The 18,981-nt window shown below is 46.9% G+C and carries 20 protein-coding genes, 1 pseudogene and 1 riboswitch; of the genes and pseudogenes, 19 read left to right on the top strand and 2 right to left on the bottom strand.

Features of this window, described 5'->3' with window-relative positions; all coding sequences use genetic code 11:
* Positions 1 to 6 precede the first annotated feature (6 nt).
* Positions 7 to 789 carry a delta-lactam-biosynthetic de-N-acetylase gene (gene pdaA, locus skT53_RS02585; RefSeq protein ID WP_200759631.1) on the top strand — a complete coding sequence of 261 codons (783 nt, stop codon included), beginning with the start codon at positions 7 to 9 and terminating at the stop codon, positions 787 to 789.
* 53 nt (positions 790 to 842) lie between these two features.
* Here the strand turns inward: pdaA and skT53_RS02590 are convergent, their stop codons facing one another.
* The gene (locus skT53_RS02590; RefSeq protein WP_200759632.1) at positions 843 to 1,688 is read right to left on the bottom strand and encodes an alpha/beta hydrolase; all 846 of its coding nucleotides are present in this window, start codon (positions 1,686 to 1,688) and stop codon (positions 843 to 845) included.
* A 162-nt stretch (positions 1,689 to 1,850) separates the two neighbouring features.
* Here skT53_RS02590 and skT53_RS02595 point away from each other — a divergent pair, with 162 nt between their 5' ends.
* From skT53_RS02595 to skT53_RS02675, 18 genes and pseudogenes are all read left to right on the top strand, one after another.
* Entirely contained in the window at positions 1,851 to 3,383 is a 1,533-nt protein-coding gene (locus skT53_RS02595) for an ABC transporter substrate-binding protein (protein ID WP_200759633.1), read from the top strand.
* Positions 3,384 to 3,408: 25 nt separating this feature from the next.
* On the top strand, positions 3,409 to 4,353 hold the full coding sequence (locus skT53_RS02600) for an ABC transporter permease (protein WP_200759634.1): 945 nt from the start codon (positions 3,409 to 3,411) through the stop codon (positions 4,351 to 4,353).
* An 11-nt stretch (positions 4,354 to 4,364) separates the two neighbouring features.
* Positions 4,365 to 5,204 (top strand): ABC transporter permease, encoded by an 840-nt coding sequence (locus skT53_RS02605; protein WP_200759635.1) that lies wholly within the window; start codon positions 4,365 to 4,367, stop codon positions 5,202 to 5,204.
* Positions 5,205 to 5,215: 11 nt separating this feature from the next.
* Entirely contained in the window at positions 5,216 to 6,208 is a 993-nt protein-coding gene (locus skT53_RS02610; protein WP_200759636.1) for an ABC transporter ATP-binding protein, read from the top strand.
* Positions 6,201 to 7,166, top strand: coding sequence for an ABC transporter ATP-binding protein (locus skT53_RS02615; RefSeq protein WP_200759637.1), 966 nt, complete (start codon positions 6,201 to 6,203; stop codon positions 7,164 to 7,166). Before skT53_RS02610 ends, skT53_RS02615 begins: the two co-directional genes overlap by 8 nt.
* Before the next feature lie 20 nt (positions 7,167 to 7,186).
* Positions 7,187 to 8,884, top strand: coding sequence for an AMP-binding protein (locus tag skT53_RS02620; protein ID WP_200759638.1), 1,698 nt, complete (start codon positions 7,187 to 7,189; stop codon positions 8,882 to 8,884).
* 20 nt (positions 8,885 to 8,904) lie between these two features.
* On the top strand, positions 8,905 to 9,039 hold the full coding sequence (locus tag skT53_RS18755; protein WP_264175992.1) for a hypothetical protein: 135 nt from the start codon (positions 8,905 to 8,907) through the stop codon (positions 9,037 to 9,039).
* 128 nt (positions 9,040 to 9,167) lie between these two features.
* The gene (locus skT53_RS02625; protein WP_200759639.1) at positions 9,168 to 10,055 is read left to right on the top strand and encodes an AMP-binding protein; all 888 of its coding nucleotides are present in this window, start codon (positions 9,168 to 9,170) and stop codon (positions 10,053 to 10,055) included.
* Positions 10,056 to 10,331: 276 nt separating this feature from the next.
* Positions 10,332 to 10,994 carry a peroxiredoxin gene (locus skT53_RS02630; RefSeq protein ID WP_200759640.1) on the top strand — a complete coding sequence of 221 codons (663 nt, stop codon included), beginning with the start codon at positions 10,332 to 10,334 and terminating at the stop codon, positions 10,992 to 10,994.
* Between the two features lie 12 nt (positions 10,995 to 11,006).
* On the top strand, positions 11,007 to 11,216 hold the full coding sequence (locus skT53_RS02635; RefSeq protein ID WP_200759641.1) for a helix-turn-helix domain-containing protein: 210 nt from the start codon (positions 11,007 to 11,009) through the stop codon (positions 11,214 to 11,216).
* Positions 11,217 to 11,362: 146 nt separating this feature from the next.
* On the top strand, positions 11,363 to 11,671 hold the full coding sequence (locus skT53_RS02640; protein WP_200759642.1) for a hypothetical protein: 309 nt from the start codon (positions 11,363 to 11,365) through the stop codon (positions 11,669 to 11,671).
* Positions 11,672 to 11,783: 112 nt separating this feature from the next.
* Positions 11,784 to 12,569, top strand: coding sequence for a hypothetical protein (locus tag skT53_RS02645; RefSeq protein WP_200759643.1), 786 nt, complete (start codon positions 11,784 to 11,786; stop codon positions 12,567 to 12,569).
* Between the two features lie 202 nt (positions 12,570 to 12,771).
* A riboswitch (SAM riboswitch) is annotated at positions 12,772 to 12,876 on the top strand.
* Positions 12,877 to 12,940: 64 nt separating this feature from the next.
* Positions 12,941 to 13,963: a methionine ABC transporter ATP-binding protein gene (locus tag skT53_RS02650; RefSeq protein WP_200759644.1), complete on the top strand. Its 1,023-nt coding sequence runs from the start codon at positions 12,941 to 12,943 to the stop codon at positions 13,961 to 13,963.
* Positions 13,950 to 14,615, top strand: a complete 666-nt coding sequence (locus tag skT53_RS02655; RefSeq protein ID WP_200759645.1) for a methionine ABC transporter permease — start codon at positions 13,950 to 13,952, stop codon at positions 14,613 to 14,615. The genes skT53_RS02650 and skT53_RS02655 overlap by 14 nt, the downstream gene beginning before the upstream one ends.
* Positions 14,616 to 14,650: 35 nt before the next feature.
* Entirely contained in the window at positions 14,651 to 15,502 is an 852-nt protein-coding gene (locus skT53_RS02660) for a MetQ/NlpA family ABC transporter substrate-binding protein (protein ID WP_200759646.1), read from the top strand.
* 228 nt (positions 15,503 to 15,730) lie between these two features.
* Positions 15,731 to 16,144, top strand: a pseudogene (locus skT53_RS02665) (MFS transporter); the annotation flags it as partial.
* A 99-nt stretch (positions 16,145 to 16,243) separates the two neighbouring features.
* Positions 16,244 to 16,774: a CoA transferase gene (locus tag skT53_RS02670; protein WP_226375316.1), complete on the top strand. Its 531-nt coding sequence runs from the start codon at positions 16,244 to 16,246 to the stop codon at positions 16,772 to 16,774.
* 176 nt (positions 16,775 to 16,950) lie between these two features.
* Positions 16,951 to 17,382, top strand: a complete 432-nt coding sequence (locus tag skT53_RS02675; RefSeq protein WP_200760843.1) for a cell wall hydrolase — start codon at positions 16,951 to 16,953, stop codon at positions 17,380 to 17,382.
* A gap of 158 nt (positions 17,383 to 17,540) precedes the next feature.
* On the opposite strand, the gene skT53_RS02680 is transcribed toward skT53_RS02675, so the two are convergent.
* Complete coding sequence (locus tag skT53_RS02680; protein WP_200760844.1) at positions 17,541 to 18,968, bottom strand: aldehyde dehydrogenase family protein; 1,428 nt, start codon at positions 18,966 to 18,968, stop codon at positions 17,541 to 17,543.
* Between the last annotated feature and the right edge of the window lie 13 nt (positions 18,969 to 18,981).

Consider the following 18,981-nt stretch of genomic DNA (forward strand, 5'->3'; position numbering starts at 1 on the left):
GAAACAATGAAACGGTATTTGATTCTTTCCGTTGTTTTTGCATTGGCATGTGTTGGGTTATTGCAGAACTCAGCCATCGCGGTTTCGGATGTTCCCTATCACTTTGGCTTTAAGAAAAGTAAAAACGGTCAGCTTCCCTCTATTGACCAGGAAGGATTTAAGGAGTTTCTGCAAAAAAATGGCGCCATCTTTTTGGGGGACACCACAAAAAAAGAGCTGTACCTTACCTTTGACAATGGATATGAAAATGGGTACACCAAGCAAATTTTGGAAACCTTGAAGAAAAAAAAGGTGCCGGCCATCTTCTTTGTGACGGGTCAGTATATAAAAGATCAACCGGAGTTATTGAAACAGATGGTGGCGGAAGGACATCTGATCGGCAATCATTCATGGAATCATCCGGATGTCACTCAAATTTCAAACGAACAAATGAAGGAAGAGCTGGATCAAGTGAAACAGCGTGTGACAGAGGTGACCGGGCAAAAGGAGATGCGTTTTTTACGTACACCGAGAGGGATTTTTAGTGAACGAACATTGGCGTACAGCAGAGAACTCGGGTATACAAACGTCTTTTGGTCGATTGCCTATAAAGACTGGGATATCAAGGACCAAAAGGGGGCCAACTACGCGTATGAGAAAGTGATGAACCAACTTCATCCTGGCGCCGTGATTTTGCTGCATTCCGTGTCCAAGGATAACGCCAAGGCGTTGGGAAGAATCATTGATGACGCCAGGCAAAAGGGATACGAATTTAAAAGGCTTGATCAGCTTATACAGAAAAATTATTGAAAGCTGCCGCAGGCAGCATGGAGTATAGCCGGAACTTAATTCCGGTTTTTTTTTCAAAGATCCAAATTGGCAATCCAGTCTTTCACGAGTTGATGAATCTCAGCGTTAGATAGTATCCCATCGTGAGATTCATTTGGAACGATTGCAACCTTAGCTTTGGTATATTCAGAAAAAACAGGCTCATACTGGTCGGAAGCGAATACTTCGTCATTGGAGCCAGCCAAAACAAGTGTAGGTTTGTTGAGTTTCTGCAAATCTCTTTTGTATTTCATGGGCGTTCGGGAAATAAGCAGGCGAAAACTGAATTCGAGCGTTTCGCTGCCGTGTCTGAGTTCTTCCGGCTTGTTATTTTTCATCACCGGAAGGTAATTCCATTTTTTAATCCCTATGCCATTTAAGAGGAAAAGGGTGATTAGACGTTTCTTATTGATCTGAAGCGTGCCATCGGACGGTCTTTCGGTTGGAGCGCCGGGACCTAAAAGCGGAGCTAACAGAAGGTACGCTTGAACAAGCTTTACATACTTGCTTCCTGCAAAACGGATGGCCGTTCCCCCGCCAGCCGAGTGTCCCGCCAAAATTATTTTGGCAGGGCAGTGGGATGTCGCAATCCATTCGATCAGATCGGCTATGTCATCTTCAATTTGTCCAATGTAATCCACGTCGCCTCTGCGTACCGGGTTTTCGCCATATCCCCTAAGATCGGGTGTATATACGTTCGCAAGATTGTTGGCTGAAATAAATTCAGCAAGCGGTTTCAGGTATTTGCTGTCTTCTGAGATTCCATGCAGGATAATCATAGCGATAGAAGATTTTGCGGGATAGTGCCGAACAAAGAGCTTACCCCCATCTCTTGTTTGATAGGGCTGGCATTCCGGAAGAGATTGAACAAATTGCGACATTTAGATCACCTCGGGATCATTTTAAATTTTGATGGAAAATCTTTCAATAATTTTCAGTCTCAACATACGGGGCCATTAATCCGAATATTGTGAAATTAGGAGGCGTTGCTAACTAAAACTATCTATCTTAGCAATTCATTTTAAGGGAGGGGTTCATGTTTTATGGATAGGAAACATAGACCGTTTCTATCACTGCTTGCCCTCATGACTCTCGCACTGGGTATTGTACTGTCCGGATGCGGATCGGACAACAAGCCCTCTTCGTCCGGACAAAGCGGTGGGGAGCTGGTTGTGGCATATGACAGCGATGTCACCAATTTTGATCCAATCCTGGGAAGCTCCGGCAATGACCACGCGATGCTCTATTTGGCCTATGAAACTCTTGTTAATTATAATGGCGAGATGCAGCCGCAACCCGGTCTTGCAAAATCGTGGGAGTTCTCTGACGACAAAAAGACCATTACACTTCACCTGCAGGAAAATGTCAAATTCCAGGACGGTACAGATTTTAATGCGGAAGCTGTCAAATTCAACATCGAACGTGCCAATTCTGATTCATCCAAGGTTTCCGACCTGAAAAATGTAGAGTCGGTCGAAGCGGCTGATCCTCACACTGTTAAAATTCACCTGAAACAACCTGATTCTTCGATTATTCTGGCTCTCTCAGACCGTGCGGGCATGATGGTATCTCCCGCCGCCGTTAAAAAATACGGAAACGATTATTCGCAGCATCCTGTAGGAGCCGGTCCATTTAAGATGGTCAACTGGGTGCACAGCGGAGAAATTCAATATGAAAAATTTGCTGACTACTGGCAAAAGGATCAAGTGCATCTCAATAAAATCACCGTTAAAATCATGCCAGATGAAAATTCACGTTTAAATGCGCTCAAATCCGGTCAGGTGCAATTTTACTGGAACGTCTCACCGGATAATTACGCAACGCTGCAAAACGACTCCAGCATTACGTTAAGCGGAAAAATGACCTTCCTATTTGCCAATATCTATCTCAATACGACGAAACCACCGTTTGACAACAAGAATGTACGTTTAGCGCTGCTGTATGGCATTGATCGACCGCAAATTGTGAAAGGTCTATTTAATGGAATCGGTGAACCTGCATATTCCACCTTCCCGAGCGGATACTGGGCGCATTCTGATCAAATGGTTCCGTATGATCCTGACAAAGCGAAACAATATCTGCAAAATTCGGGTTTAAGCATTGTCTCGTTTGATATGGAAGTGGCAGCCAATGCCCGTGACCAAAGAATTGCGGAAGCAGTGCAGCAGCAGCTTAAACAAATCGGCATTACGGTCAATATCAAGCCGGCAGAGTTGACAAAAGCGGTCGCTACCTATTTTTCAGAAAAGCAAGTGCCTGCTTTTCTATCGTACTGGACGGGCCGACCGGATCCGCAGCAAACGGTCAATCTTTTCCTAGGTTCGAAAGGGTTCTATAACGCTGGCGGTTATACGGTGCCGGAAAAAGAGTCTTTAATCTCGCAAGCGGCACAAGAAACCGATCAAGTGAAACGGGCCAAACTCTACGATCAGATCAACAAGATCGCGATTGTACAGGAAGCGATGGATATTCCGATTCTGTTTCTGAAGCAGACAGGTGCAATGAACAGCCATGTGAAAGGGTTTGAACCGACAGCCTTGGGAAAACCGCGATTCGCTTTCCTGCGGCTTGAATAGCCGTGGAGGAAGAGGAGGGAGAACGATGTTACTAAGGTTTTTGTTGCGCCGACTCCTGTACGTGGTGCCTATGGTTCTCGTAACGACACTTGTTGTTTTTTCCCTGATTCTTCTCATTCCCGGAAATCCGGCTTTGGCACTGCTGGGAGAGAACGCTACGGAAGAGAAAATTGCCCAGTTGAACCATCAACTGGGTCTTGATCAGCCGATTTACGTACAGTACGCAGACTGGCTTGTTCGTGCGCTGCATGGGGATCTGGGCAGATCCCTCTTTACGGGGGAAATTGTAAGTTCTGCGATTGGTACCCGGGTCGGTGTGACACTGCAACTGGTTGTATTTGCGATGCTCATTGCGATTCTTGTGGGCATGTTTTTTGCCATCATATCGGTGATTCGCCCCAACAGTTGGCTGGATTACATTGCGCGGCTGATCGCCATGCTGGGTACGGCCGTTCCCAACTTTTGGCTGGCGATGCTGCTCGTTTTTCTGTTCAGTGTAAAAATGAAATGGCTTCCTGCAACAGGGTTTGTGAGTATCACGGAGAATCCTGGCAAGTTTCTGGAAAATGCCGTCATGCCTGCGATCTCCCTGGGTGCTTTTGGTGCGGCGCAAATTACCAGACAGCTTCGTTCTTCCCTGCTGGAAGTTCTGGATGCCGATTACATTCGTACGGCATATGCGAAAGGACTTGGGCTGTGGGGAGTCATATGGAAGCATGGGCTGCGGAACTCTTTTGTGCCGGTGGTAACCACAATTGGCCTTTTGTTTGGGAGCCTGCTGGGAGCTACCGTAGTTGTTGAAACCCTGTTTGCTATACCGGGTATGGGGCAGCTTGCCGTCTCATCCATTTTGCAGCGTGATTTTCCGATGCTACAGGGCGTTGTTCTAGTCATGGTGATTCTCGTTCTTGCCATCAATTTCATAACGGATGTGATCTATGCGATTGTCGATCCAAGAATCGAGTATTAGGGGGGATAGGGTTGCGTGCAGCAGCCATTTGGAAACGGTTCAGGAAAGAAAAGTTGGCCTTGGCAAGCTTCTTTTATTTGATAGCATTGATAGTTATTGCGCTGATTGCACCCTGGATTTCTCCCCATGATCCGCAAGCGCAAAATCTGAATGCTGTTATGCAGCCTCCCGATGCCCATCACTGGTTTGGGACGGATGAACTGGGCCGAGACGTATTGAGCAGATTGCTGTTTGGTTCACGAGCGGCAATTGAAGCCGGTTTTGTTGCGATTTTGATCCCGCTGGTGATTGGCGTTCCGATAGGGATTGTATCAGGGTATATCGGGGGCGTCTTGGATGATATTTTTATGCGGGTTGTAGATGCCATCTTGTCGTTTCCAGCCATTCTTCTGGCCTTGGGAATTACCGGTGCGCTTGGCGTAAGCCTTAAAAATGCGATGATTGCAATCGGTATTGTGTTTACGCCGCAATTTGCTAGACTCGCGCGGGGGCAAACGCTGCAAATTCGGAAATCCGCCTATGTAGAAGCGGCGCAGATTGCGGGAGCGGGTCCGTTTTGGATTATGTGCAAACATATTATTCCCAATACCCTGTCTCCGATTATTGTGCAAGCATCTTTTAGTTTTAGTTTTGCCGTATTAGTGGAAGCCTCTCTAAGCTTCTTGGGACTTGGCGCACAATCGCCCCAGATTAGTTGGGGGATGATGCTGCAACAAGCCTATACCAAAATCTATCAAAATGCGTGGTTGATGGTGTTCCCGGGACTTGCCATTCTTTTTACCGTCCTGGCCGGGAATTTCTTTGGAGACGGACTGCGTGTCGCCGTTGACCCGAAAATGAAACGGACATGAGGAGGAAAAGTATGGGTGAACAACGTCCCCTCCTTGAGGTGAGCCATCTGCAAGTCTCGTTTCCTGCAGATGCGGGGCATATTTCTGTGATCCATGACGTATCGTTTCATGTAAATAAAGGGGAGATTGTAGCGCTTGTTGGCGAATCGGGAAGCGGCAAGAGTGTCACTGCTCTTTCGGTTATGCGGCTGCATGGCGCAGGAATCCGTTATGGAGCCGACAGTTCCATTCGTTTCCATGAACAGGAGCTGCTCGATCTGCCAAACAAGGTGATGCAAGACATACGCGGCAATCAAATATCGATGATATTTCAGGATCCGATGGTATCGCTAAACCCAGTGCACAAAATTAAGAAGCAGATCATGGAACCGATTTTGCTTCATCAAAAGAAAAGCAAACAAGAGGCGCTGGGCGCCGCCAAACAGCTTTTGGAGCAAGTGGGTATATCCGATCCGGAAAAACGGCTTGACGAATATCCCCATCAACTGTCAGGCGGCATGCGGCAACGTGTCATGATTGCGATGGCGCTTGCTTGTAAACCTTCTTTGCTGATTGCCGATGAACCTACAACCGCACTTGACGTGACGATACAAGCGCAAGTGCTTCAGATCATGAAACAACAGCAAGAACAGACGGGAGTTTCCATTTTGCTGATTACTCATGATCTGGGTGTGGTTGCGGAAATGGCAGACCGGGTACTTGTGATGTATGCGGGGCGAATTGTGGAAGAGGGGGATGTGGCTGCTATTTTCGAGCGGCCGTTGCATCCCTATACAAGGGCGCTTCTGCAAAGTGTTCCCAAACTGGATGGAAAGAATGAACGTCTTGCTTCGATTCCAGGTACTGTACCGAGTCCATTTGATCTGCCGCAAGGCTGTCCGTTTCACGCGCGGTGTTTTTATGCAACAGATCCATGCAAGGCGGAGTTTCCTGCCATTTCAAAGCATACCAATCAATCTGCTGCGTGCTGGAATCCTCTGAACAGGGAGGAATCGTATGTCTGAGCCGCTTCTTTCCGTGCAAAACATAAAACGGCATTTCTCCGCAGGCGGAGGAATGTTCAGGAAAACGCGTCGCGCCGTAAAGGCGGTCGATGGTGTCAGTTTTGCTATCGGGCAAGGGGAAACGCTGGGGCTTGTCGGCGAGTCGGGCTGCGGAAAATCTACGACAGGCAGGATGATTGTAGGCCTGTTGGCACCGACAGACGGAGAGATTTTCTTTCAGGGCCAATCGATTGCGGAAAAGACAATCCGGCGTAATGCGGGCAAAAATTTGCAAATGGTGTTCCAGGATCCGTATGCATCCCTCAACCCCCGCATGGTCATTCGGCAAATCGTTGCGGAACCGCTTTTGCTGCAAAATTGGGGAAGCAGGGCGGAACGGGATAAACGGGTGGATGAACTCCTGGAGCGGGTCGGACTTGCCTCCTATCATGCAAGCCGCTATCCTGATGAATTTTCGGGAGGTCAGCGTCAGCGGATCGGGATTGCCAGAGCGTTAGCCCTCTCTCCAAAACTGATTGTCTGTGATGAACCGATATCGGCGCTTGATGTATCGATTCAGGCGCAAATCCTTAATCTTCTCACGGATATCCAACAGGATCTGGGAATTTCGTATTTGTTTATCTCACATGGACTGCAAGCCGTTAAATATGTCAGCCACAAGATTGCTGTCATGTATCTGGGGAAAATCGTCGAGCAGGCTGAGGGAGATTCTCTTTTTTCCAATCCTCTGCATCCCTATACGAAAGCTCTTCTTTCTGCTGTCCCGGAACCGGATCCGAGTCGCCGCGAACGGGAGCGGATCGTTTTAAGCGGGGATCTTCCAAGCCCCTCCAATCCGCCAAAAGGGTGCCGGTTTCATACCCGCTGTCCAACGGCCATGGAGCGCTGCAAAACGGAAGAACCGACGCCTCTTACTGTGGCGGAGGATCGTCAAATCGCCTGTTTTCTTTATGAATAAAATTGTTATGAGGTGAGAGTATGCAAGAAGAAATGTATCTGGAAACCCTGCGAACTCTTTGGAAACAGCAGTGGCCCAATCATTTGCCGTCGGAACCGAACTATCCTTTTGGCGAAGTTCCGCTGACAACCTATCTGCAAAGATGGGCAGAAAGGCAGCCCGATCATCCGGTTTTGATCTATTACGGGCGGGAAGTGAGTTTTCGCGAACTGGATGATCTCAGCAGCCGGTTTTCTTCCTGTCTTGCCGATTTGGGGCTTACAAAAGGGGATAGGGTGGCTGTTTTCCTGCCGAATTGCCCGCAGTTTCATATCGCGTTTTACGGAATTTTGAAACTGGGCTGTGTCCATGTTCCGGTTAATCCCATGTTTAAAGAACTGGAACTTATTTATGAACTCAGTGACAGTGGCGCCCGTGTGATTGTCACATTGGATCAGTTTGTGCCGCTGGTCCAATCTGTCGTGGATCAAACGCCCGTACATACGGTGCTTGTGACGCGGTTCTCCGATTTTTTGCCGCAAAATCCGACGATTCCTGTTCACAAAACGATGACGGATGCAAATGTGGATCTTACGGGAACCGTTCCCTTTATGGAGACACTTCTTCTGCAAAAGGCGGATTATCCGAACATGGATGTAGGCTTGGACGATGTAGTGGCTTTTAACTACACCGGCGGCACGACAGGGATGCCAAAGGGCTGCGAGCACACGCAGCGGGATATGATCTATACGGCTGCCACCAGTGCAACTTACACCATTGAATCTAAACCGGGCGACATCAGCCTGATCTATGTGCCTATTTTTTGGATTGCAGGCGAAAACAGCGGGCTGATCGCGCCGGTCTTTACAGGGAATACATGCATATTGCTGACAAGATGGGACGCGGAAGCGGTTCTTACCGCGATCGATCTTTACAAAGTCACCAATACCGGCGGAGTTGTCGATAATCTGGTGGAACTTATGGAGCATCCACGGGTTCCGGAATATGATCTGACCAGTCTTAAAACTGTCCTTGCGATGAGTTTTATCAAAAAAATGAATGTGAGCTACCGGCGGCGTTGGCAAGAGATTGCCGGTGCTCAGTGTGTCATACGTGAAGGTGCTTACGGAATGACGGAAACGCACACGATGGATACGTTTACCAATGGATTTCAGGAGAATAACATGGACCTTTTAAGTGAACCTGTTTTTTGCGGATTGCCCATGCCGGGAACTGAATTTAAAATCGTCGATTTTGCCACGCGGGAACTGCTTCCTTTAGGAGAAAAAGGAGAAATTGTGATTCGTACGCCGTCACTGCTCAAGTCGTATTGGAACAAACCGGAAGCGAGTCAACAATCGCTTCAAAACGGGTGGTTTTACACAGGGGACATTGGCGTGCTCGATGAACAAGGATTTCTTCATTTTCTTGGCCGGAAAAAGGAAATGCTGAAAGTGCGCGGCATGAGTGTGTTTCCTTCCGAAATCGAAACCCTGCTGGGACGCCATCCTGCGATTGAGGGGAGCGCCGTGGTAGGACGACCGGACGCAGAAAAAGGAGAAGTGCCTGTTGCATTCATTAAGCTCTGTGAGGGAGCTCTCTTATCAGAAGCGGACCTGGATGCTTGGTGCAGACAAAATATGGCGACGTACAAAGTGCCGGAAATCCGGATTATAAGTGAGTTTCCTTTGACCACGACAGGAAAGGTCAAAAAAGAAGAACTGAAGAAACTGTTCTAAACAGAAGAGGGAATGAGTGCGTGTCGGAAATCGCAAAGGAAGAAGTAGTCACCCGATATCTGGAAAAATGGGCTGACACAGCCGGCGACAGCCCCTTCTTTTTTTACGGTGAGGAAAATCGGCTTTTCACCCCTATAGAGAGTTTAACCGGCTGACGAACCGCATAGCGCATAGTTTGCAGGACTTGGGCATTCAAAAAGGGGACAGAATATCCGTTTTTTTTGCGAAACTCGTTGATCGCCACATTATCATTGTTTGCGATCTGGAAGGCAGGGGCTGTCTATTGCCCGAAAGCGTAACCGTCGTGGTCCACGATCCGCAGCTGACAGACCATGATTTTCAGCCTGAACTGGCGGACAGCAAGCTGGATCAACAATTTGCCGAAGTATCGTTTGAACAGGTAAAGAAGGGTAAATCGGACAATTTGAGCGTGGAGTTAAACTTTGGGGATACAGCCAATATTATTTATACGTCAGGCACCACAGGTCCCTCCAAAGGTGTGGCGCAGCCGTTTCGTTGGATCAATGGCTACACATTTAAGAGAAAGCTGCTGAACAGAGAAGATGTCATTTACAACGACCTTCCGCTTTATCATGTCGGCGGGGCATTTTTTAATATTGCACGGGAAGCTTTTGTAGGGTGCTCGGTTGCCGCATGGGATAAATTCAGCCTGCATCATTTTGGGGACAGAATCCATAAAAGCGGCTCGCCTGTCGCCACACTGCTGGATGTCATGATCCCCTGGCTTTTGAAAGCGGAAAAACCGGACGATCGAAGAAACTCATTAAATAAAGTCCACATGCAGCCGCTCCCCGAATATCACTATCAGGTGGCCAAAAGATTCGGCATTGATTTTGTCACTGTCGGTTTTGGTCAAACGGAATCCGGAGCCGGATTCTCAGGTTTAATCCATGAACTGGATGAAACGGAAGGAACGCCGGATGACCTGTACAAGGGGTATTCCCGACGGGAAATCATGGAGATCGCAAGCAATTATGGCATGCCTGTCCGCGATGGCAAGACCGATTTTAAAAAAGGGTATATGGGAGCGCCATCTTCATTGGTGGAAGCGGCCATCCTAAATGAAAAAGATGAACCTTGCAAAATCGGCGAAGTTGGGCAAATCGCTATATCGCCGGAGGCACTGGGCGGCCGGAAAGCATTTGATTGACGATCTGATAGACCCGCAGGATACGCGCAAATTTGTTTGCCGTGCCCTTGAGTATTCTTGTGCAAACGGGGTGAAAAGCAAGCGATTGCTGTCAAATTGGCCAACCGGTTATTGACCGGAATGTAATTTGTCTCACATACAGCTCGCCGTTCGTTTGTTACTATACTGGTAGTAAACGTACTGGGATTGGAACGACATTTTTAAAGAATAAATAGGCGACTAGGCGACTTTGTTCCTAGATTGAGCGGCCAGTATACCTTAAAGGAGGAGTTTAGATTGTCAAACGAAAACGTCCAAGTTTTACCCAGCTTGCCGCGAATTGGAGATCCAGCTCCTCAATTTGAGGCTGTTACAACACAAGGAACGATCAAATTGGAGGATTATAAGGGTTCCTGGTTAATCCTGTTCTCTCATCCGGCAGATTTTACACCGGTGTGTACGACCGAATTTGTAGCTTTCCAAGAAATATATCCCCAACTGCGAGAATTGAACTGTGAGCTGTTGGGAATCAGTGTGGACAGTGTTTCTTCACATATTGCCTGGGTCCGCAATATTGAGCAAACGCAAGGAACCAAAATTGAATTCCCTGTTATTGCCGACTTGAACAAAAATGTTGCGATGAAATACGGCATGATCCATCCGGGAGAAAGTTCAACCGAGACAAACAGAGCCGTCTTTGTGATTGATGAAAGTCAAATCATTCGTGCCATCATCTACTACCCATTGTCAACAGGTCGAAACATGGAGGAAATCCTCAGATTGGTGAAAGCACTGCAAACAACCGCCAATCATAAAGTCTCCACTCCCGCGAATTGGGTGCCCGGAGATAAAGTTCTCGTTCCGCCGCCCGCTTCGCAACAATTGGCGGAAGAACGGGTGAACGATGAAAGTCTGGAAGTGATTGATTGGTATTTGGCGAAAAAAGATTTGAAAATCTAGGAGAGCGGTTGTATGGCCTGCGGAAAATCGGAAAGTTCACTGACACAATCTGAAATAAACGCTTATTTAAGCGTAATCCAAGAGAAACCAGCAACAAGTGCAGAAATCTCGACAAAAATGAAATTGCCATTATTCAAGGTCAGAAGCAATTTACGGGAACTGATTGAACTTGGATACTTGCGAGTCAAGGAAGACCAATATGCGATCATACGGCTGGAATAATTATAGTGCCGGATATTAACGATTAGTGAAAACCAAACACAGTGTTCGGACTACGACGGATCTCCACATCTGGGGATCCGTTTTTTGTGGTAGGACAATATCGAACGCACATAAACCTATTTCGATAACACATAGGAGGTGTTTGTGTGAAGGCCTTAGCCAAAAGACATGTGATTCTATTCATGGCCAAGCGACCAGTCAGAAGAACTGCCGGACACCGTTTGAACGGTTTTAAGCGGGCAATTCATGAAAACAGAAATCATGTAGAGCGGGGAACCATTGCACAAGTAGTGAGTATTGCTTTAGCTGCAAGTTCATCTATCCCCTTACGAGCAGCTCCGAATCTTTATGGGATTGGTTTGTCGCATTTCATGAACACCATGAGCGTTCTGTCCTTTATTTACTCTCTGGCCGAGTACCGTTATGTTTTCCGCAAGAGGCGGGGAGACCAGTGAGTGGGCGTCATATCCATTCCACAAAGATTGCATGATGCCCACTTTGCCAGCATATGAGCAATTGGACGTTAAACCTTAATCAAGATTAAATAATGAAGGGAAGTGGGATACGATGTATTGGAAAATGAAACTGTTGTCGGTCAGCATGGCATCTTTTTTAACGACAAGCATTCCTGCTGGATATGTCTCGGCAGAGGGAGCTCTGGTGGAAGTCAAGCAAGATGTAAAACTTAATACGGGAGATGAGGAGGCCCAAATCTCGGTTACATATTTGTTTCTGGAACATCTTGATCTAACGATTGATTTGATGAAAAAACATGCGAAGTCTGCAGATTTGGAGGCTGACATCCACGCGCTTAAGCAGAACGCAAGTTCTCTTGCATCCGCCGTTGGTTTGATTTATGGGCAAAATGCCAAGAAAGAGTTTCAGAAAATCTGGGGCGAACAGATTGATCTATGTGTAGATGCGATCAAAAACATAGACCGCAACGATCAGGACTGGAAGAAGATGGTGGAACCTCGTTTTATACAGTATCAAAAGGAACTGTTTGATTTCTTCCTGTCCCGAAACCCTCAGTCCAAGGATAACATTATGCGTGGTCTGAATACGCACGCCGATTTTCTTATGAAAGCGTTGGAGCGTTATAAGAAGAAGGATTATGAAGCCGCATACAAAAACCTGTCGGAGGCCTACCGTTGTTTATTTGACACAGAAGACGTGAATTTTGGCAAGATCTTCTGGCATTTTACAAAGAAAATCAACGGATCAGCAGAATCAAACAGCCTGCCGTTTAGAGCCAGCTTTGAACGCGAGTTTCTCGTACATGCGAATCTGTTGGTTCTTTTCATGCAAAGTGAGGCGAACGATTCAATAAGAACGCCGTTTCCAAACGGATAGGGCAGTATACAGACCAGTTAACTCAAGCGTGTAATTCCGTTGTTTACACAGAACTTATACACGAGTAGACCGCGAAAAACGGCTTAACCTTTAACGGCTTCCCGTGAAATGTGACAAATTCTCCGTTCCGCCTGTTGACATGCAAAATCTTGTCGAATAATATAATTATTAGTTTGTCTAACAAATTAAACAACCTAATATATCCTTATCAAGAGCTGACCGAGGGACTGGCCCTATGACGTCCAGCAACCTACCGGTTTTCGGTAAGGTGCTAACTCCAGCAGGATAGGATCCTGGCAGATAAGGCATCGCAGAACGTGTCCATGCCTTTTCGTTGTTGAAAAGGCATTTTTCATTTTGGGGGTATGGCCATGATTGAACTGGTAGATTTATATAAAGAGTACCAAACAAAACGTGGAAAAGTGATTGCTGTTAACCATGTAAGTCTAAAGATCGAACCGGGAGAAATTTTCGGGATTGTAGGATACAGTGGGGCGGGAAAAAGTTCCCTGCTACGTTGCATGAATCTGTTGGAACGACCCACAACAGGAGTTGTGCGGTTGAATGATGTGGATTTGACGACATTAAACACGCAAGAACTGCGTCAAGCACGTCAAAAGATAGGCATGATTTTTCAACACTTTAACCTGAACAGCAGTCGAACCGTTTTTCAAAACGTTGCTTTTGCCTTAAAAGCTGCCAACAAGTCAAAGGACTTTATTGAAAAACGGGTGCCGGAGCTGCTTGCATTGGTAGGGTTAGCCGATAAGGCAGACCAATATCCCAGTCAACTCAGCGGAGGCCAAAAACAAAGAGTGGGGATTGCAAGGGCATTGGCAAATGACCCGCATGTTTTGCTTTGTGATGAAGCGACCTCCGCTCTTGATCCGAAGACTACCAAATCGATACTCGCCTTGTTAAAAGAAATCAATGAAAAACTCGGATTAACGATCGTTTTGATCACCCACGAGATGGAAGTCATCAAAGAAATCTGCCATCGGGTGGCTGTCATGAAAGAAGGAGACATTATCGAAGTGGGCAATGTCTACGATATTTTTGCGAATCCGAAGCAATCTCTTACAAGAGAGTTTATCGAGACGGTTCTGCATTTTGAGTTACCCAGTGAGGTTTTACAGCATCGGAATCCGCACGGAATTCTGGTGAAAATACAATTTAAAGGCGAAATTGCGGAAGAGAGCATTGTGTCTGACGTTCTACAATCCTGCAAGGTAAAAGGAAATATTCTGCACGGAAAAATCGAATATATTCAAAATGTGCCGCTTGGCATATTCATTATGGAGTTGAGCGGTGATTCACAAGAAGTGGATAAAGCACTCGGTCTCCTACGGGAAAGAACTTCTGAATTGGAGGTGATCGCGGATGTCCTTAAATAAAGTGATTGAACTCCTGCCCGACCTGATGAAAGCGTTTAATGACACGATGTATATGGTGGGAGTATCGCTTTTCATCTCGATCGTTATCGGAATTCCGCTGGGAATACTTCTGTTCGTGACCGATAAAGGCTTGTTTTTTGAAAACCGGTTCATCAATTTGTTGCTTGGGACCTTGGCCAATATTGTCAGGTCGGTTCCGTTCATTATACTGCTGGTTGCTTTACTGCCATTTACCCAATTTTTAATCGGGTCCACAATCGGCCCTACTGCTGCTTCTGTCCCATTATCAGTTGCAGCGATACCTTTTTACGCACGTCTCGTTGAATCATCCCTGCGTGAGATCAATAAAGGGGTAATCGAAGCGGCCATTTCAACCGGAGCGTCCCCCTGGCTCATTATCCGAGAAGTATTGCTTCCAGAAGCGCGACCCGGCATCATTGCGGGGTTAACCATCACCGCCATCAGTCTGCTGGGTTTTTCCGCGATGGCCGGTATTGTCGGCGGCGGCGGAATTGGCGACTTGGCCATTCGGTTCGGCTATTATCGTTACGATAATGAAATCATGTTGGTGACCGTTCTTATCCTTATTGCACTTGTTCAAATCATTCAGTTTCTGGGTGACTGGGCAAGAAACAAAGTGGACAAGCGGTAAACATAAAAAATTTTTAAGGAGTAGGAGAGAACAAGATGAAAAAAGCATGGAAAGTCATCACAGCACTTGGCCTGTCAGTTTCCTTGTTGGCAGGCTGCGGCGGCGGCAAAACCGAATCGACAGCTCAACAGGGCTCGCAGCCGACCGAAAAGAAGGAGTTAAAAATCGGGGCTACAGCAGGACCTTACAGCGATATGGTGACAAAAGCCATTAAGCCGATTATGGAAAAGAAAGGATATAAGGTAGACGTTGTTGAATTTCAGGATTACGTGCAGCCGAATTTAGCCCTTGCGAATGGATCGATTGACGCAAACCTGTTTCAACATACGTTATACCTAAAGAAATTTGCGGCTGACAAAGGACTCGATCTTTCTGCCGTCATCAGTGTTCCAACAGCCCCGATGGGACTGTATTCGAAGAAATACAAATCACTTGACGAAATCAAGCCGGGCAGCACGGTCGCTATCGCGAATGACCCGTCCAACTTGGCCAGAACACTGATTTTGCTGCAGAATGTAGGTTTAATTAAGATCAAAAGCGATGTCGATCCTACGAAAGCATCTGAAAAAGACATTGCGGAAAACCCCAAAAACCTGAAAATTACGCCTCTCGAAGCCGCACAGCTTCCTCGCGCAGTGGATACAGTAGATGTGTCGGCAGTTCCGGGAAACTTTGCACTGGCAGCCAAGATGGATCTTTTATCCGCTATTAAATTGGAAAATATGCCGGAAGAGTATCGAAATATACTGGCAGTCAAAACGAAAGACCTTGACGCACAGTTTACGAAAGATTTGAAAGCAGCCATTCAATCAAAAGAATTTGAACAAACGATCGACGATCAGTTTAAAGGTTTCGGAAAGCCCGATTGGATGACCAAAAAACAATAACGGGGCAAACGCCAACGCCATGACTTGAAAAAAAGTCATGGCTTTTTTTATGTAAGTCACTTCCGTTTCACTTTCGAACATTTTATCTTCCTAAACCTGCTTCGTTTGCGGCGGAAACTAGTTGGCATGGTTATTGCTTGTTAAATCGTACAAAAAAACACGCATTCTATCTTATAGTTCAACGGAGAAGGAGATGATCGAAATGTTTTCTGATTAGGTCTTGTTTGGGCTTTCCTCTTTTTCATTGTGTACCGCAACATCCCGGAGGAACATAAATGGGTGAACAAGTCTGAATTAGCTCATATCAGGGGCTTAGACGAACAGGGAAATATTAATAAACCGTTTGATACGAAGAAAAAGCCGAAAGTGCCCTGGAGGACTCTGCTGGCAAATTCCAATATGTGGTACATTATGGCGGCTTACGCCTGCTACAATTATTGTCTGTATTTCTTTGTAACATGGCTGCCTACCTACCTCGTTGATTATCGCCACTTTTCTCTGGTCAAAATGGGGTTATTTGCTTCTCTCCCCTTATTTGCCGGAGTGATTGGAGATACCGTAGGAGGAATCATAACGGACAAAATTTTGGAAAAAACGAAAAACACGAAATTTGCGCGAAAAGTTGTGGCCATAACGCCATAACGGGAATGCTCGGTTCGGCCATTTGTCTTATACCTGCCGCAACACTTCCAATCCCTATACGGCTGTATACTGTTTGACCGCCTCCATGTTTTTCTTAGAGTGTGTGATCGGTCCGGCCTGGGCCGTTCCTATGGATGTAGGAGGAGAGTATTCCGGCACTGCGATTATGAGACCATCCGCCATCTGAATCCCGGCATCATTTACTGTTCGATTTCCGGGTTTGGCCAAACGGGTCCCTATGTGAAGCAGGGCGGTTTTGACTTGATCGTGCAGGGGATGAGCGGTCTGATGAGCATGACCGGACTGCCGGGACAACGGCCGGTAAAAGCAGGGATTGCCCTGTTTGATATTGGAGCGGGACAGACCGCCCTGTACAGTATTTTGTCCGCCTACATTTATAAGCAGAAGACGGGAAAGGGTCAGCATCTGGACGTATCGCTGCTGAAATCCGGGTTGGCTTGGTTTATATGGGAGGCAGCCGCTTTCTTTGGGAACGGAATGATCCCGCAGCCGACCGGGGGACGTCACCGGGTATCCGCGCCGTACCAAGCGTTTCGTACAAAAAACGGGTATGTGATGCTGGGGGCGGCTAACCAACGAACATGGGAAGGTTTTGCACAAAGGTGTTAGAAAAACCGGAATGGCTAAAAGATCCCCGTTGCTCGGTCAGCACACGGATGAAGTGCTGTCCCAGTTGGGGGTGCCGGACGAGGAGCTGCAGCAACTGCGAGAACAAAGGATCATCAGGTAACAAGATCCTATGGCGCACATATCCTGTCGTTAGAATACTTCAGGAGGGTGAAGCTATGGCAGTTGTGAAAGCCAGGGCATCTGACGTTGCGCTCTTAGGAAGGTTACTCCGGGCAGAGGCGGAAGGAGAAGGCAAATTCGGTATGCTGCTGGTCGGAAATGTAGGAATTAACCGGATAAGAGCGAATTGTTCCGATTTTAAAGGGATTCGTACCATTCCACAAATGGTTTTTCAACCACATGCTTTTGAGGCTGTTATCCATAGCTATTTCTATCAAAAAGCAAGAGAAAGAGAAAAAGCGTTGGCTCGTCGGTGCATTAACGGAGAGAGACATTGGCCGGCAAAATACAGTTTGTGGTATTTTCGACCGGAAACGGGAGTTTGTCCGCCGCAATGGTACAATCAGCCGTTTGCGGGACGTTATAAGCTCCACTGCTTTTATGAACCAACCGCCGAAACTTGCGAAAACGTATATAACACGTTCTAAACAATTGGGCCGAGAGGCTCTTTTGTTTTCTGGGTAATCAAACTTTCGTCCCATCGGTGGGGTCTTTTTTCCCGGGATCTTTCAGCAGAAACGAGGTGAGTGAAAAGGATAAAAAACAGCCTCCTATTGGCACAATGTCGATAGGAGGCGCCGAAACTTTATATCTGAATCTTGACCGCTATATTTTTTACCTGTGTATAGTGTTTAAGAGCCTCAAGGCCTTTTTCTCGTCCAAACCCGCTTTTTCGATAGCCGCCAAATGTCATTTCCACGCCTCCACCGGCACCGTAGTTGTTGATAAACACCTGTCCGGAGCGTACACGGTTGGCAAGCCAATGGGCTTTGTCAAGGTTTGATGTCCAGATACCTGTCACGAGGCCATACTCTGTACTGTTAGCAAGTGATAACGCCTCCTCAATCGTATCGAAAGGCAGAACTGCAAGAACAGGCCCGAATATCTCTTCCTGGGCAAGGCGGCTATTGGGAGATACCGAATCAAGGATAGTCGGTTCAAAGAAGAACCCGTTACCGGCATCTTTCATCCGCTGTCCACCCAGATGCACCGAAATACCTTCTTGTTTCGCCAGGTTTATAAACGATTCGATCCGGTTCAGTTGTTTTTCGGATATGATAGGTCCGATATCGGAATTATCAATACCAGGACCAATCCGCAACTGTTTCATAAGTTCCGACACTTTCAAAACAAATGATTCGTGGATGGTTCTTTCCACTAAAAGTCGGGAACCGGCTGAACAAGTTTGGCCCGCATTTTGGATAATAGAACGCACCACCCATTGCGCCGCTTCGTTTAAATTAGCATCAGAAAAAACGATGTTTGGCGATTTTCCGCCTAATTCAAGCGTAATGGGTTTAATATTTTCGGCAGCCGCCTTCATTACGAAAGTACCGGTTGTAACGGAGCCTGTAAACGTTACATGGTCAATATTCGGATGCGCAGCGAGAGCGGCTCCCGCTTCTGTTCCATATCCGGTCACTACATTAACAACCCCTGGTGGAATTCCAACCGTCTCACAAATTGCCGCCAACCGCAAAGCGGTAAGCGGAGTGTCTTCCGCCGGCTTGATAACTGCCGTGTTGCCTGTCGCAAGAGCCGGAGCAAGACTGCGAGAGGCAATTTGAATCGGATAATTCCACGGTACAATATGAGCGGTTACACCAAGTGGCTCTCGCACCGTAAAGTTTAAAATTTCTGGCCGTACAGGAATCGTTTCACCGAGAATTTTGTCGGCTACCCCCGCGTAATACTCGAAATAACGAGCTGCCACTTCTACATCGTTCTGAGCCTGTGCGAGAGGCTTTCCGGTATCAAGTGTTTCCAAATGTGCCAACTCATTCTTCTGTTCTCGAATCAGTTGGGAGATTTTGAATAATAACCGGCCCCGTTCAGACGGAACGATATCTCTCCATTCACTTGCTTCAAATGCGTTTTGTGCCGCTCGGACAGCCATATCAATATCTGATGCGTTTCCACGTGGGACATAAGCAATCGGTTCGGTCGTTGCCGGATTGATAGTAGCAAATGTTTCTCCTGACTTGCTCCCAACCCAGCACCCACCGATATACATTTTCAATTGTTCC

Source organism: Effusibacillus dendaii (genome assembly GCF_015097055.1).
Lineage (GTDB): Bacteria > Bacillota > Bacilli > Tumebacillales > Effusibacillaceae > Effusibacillus > Effusibacillus dendaii.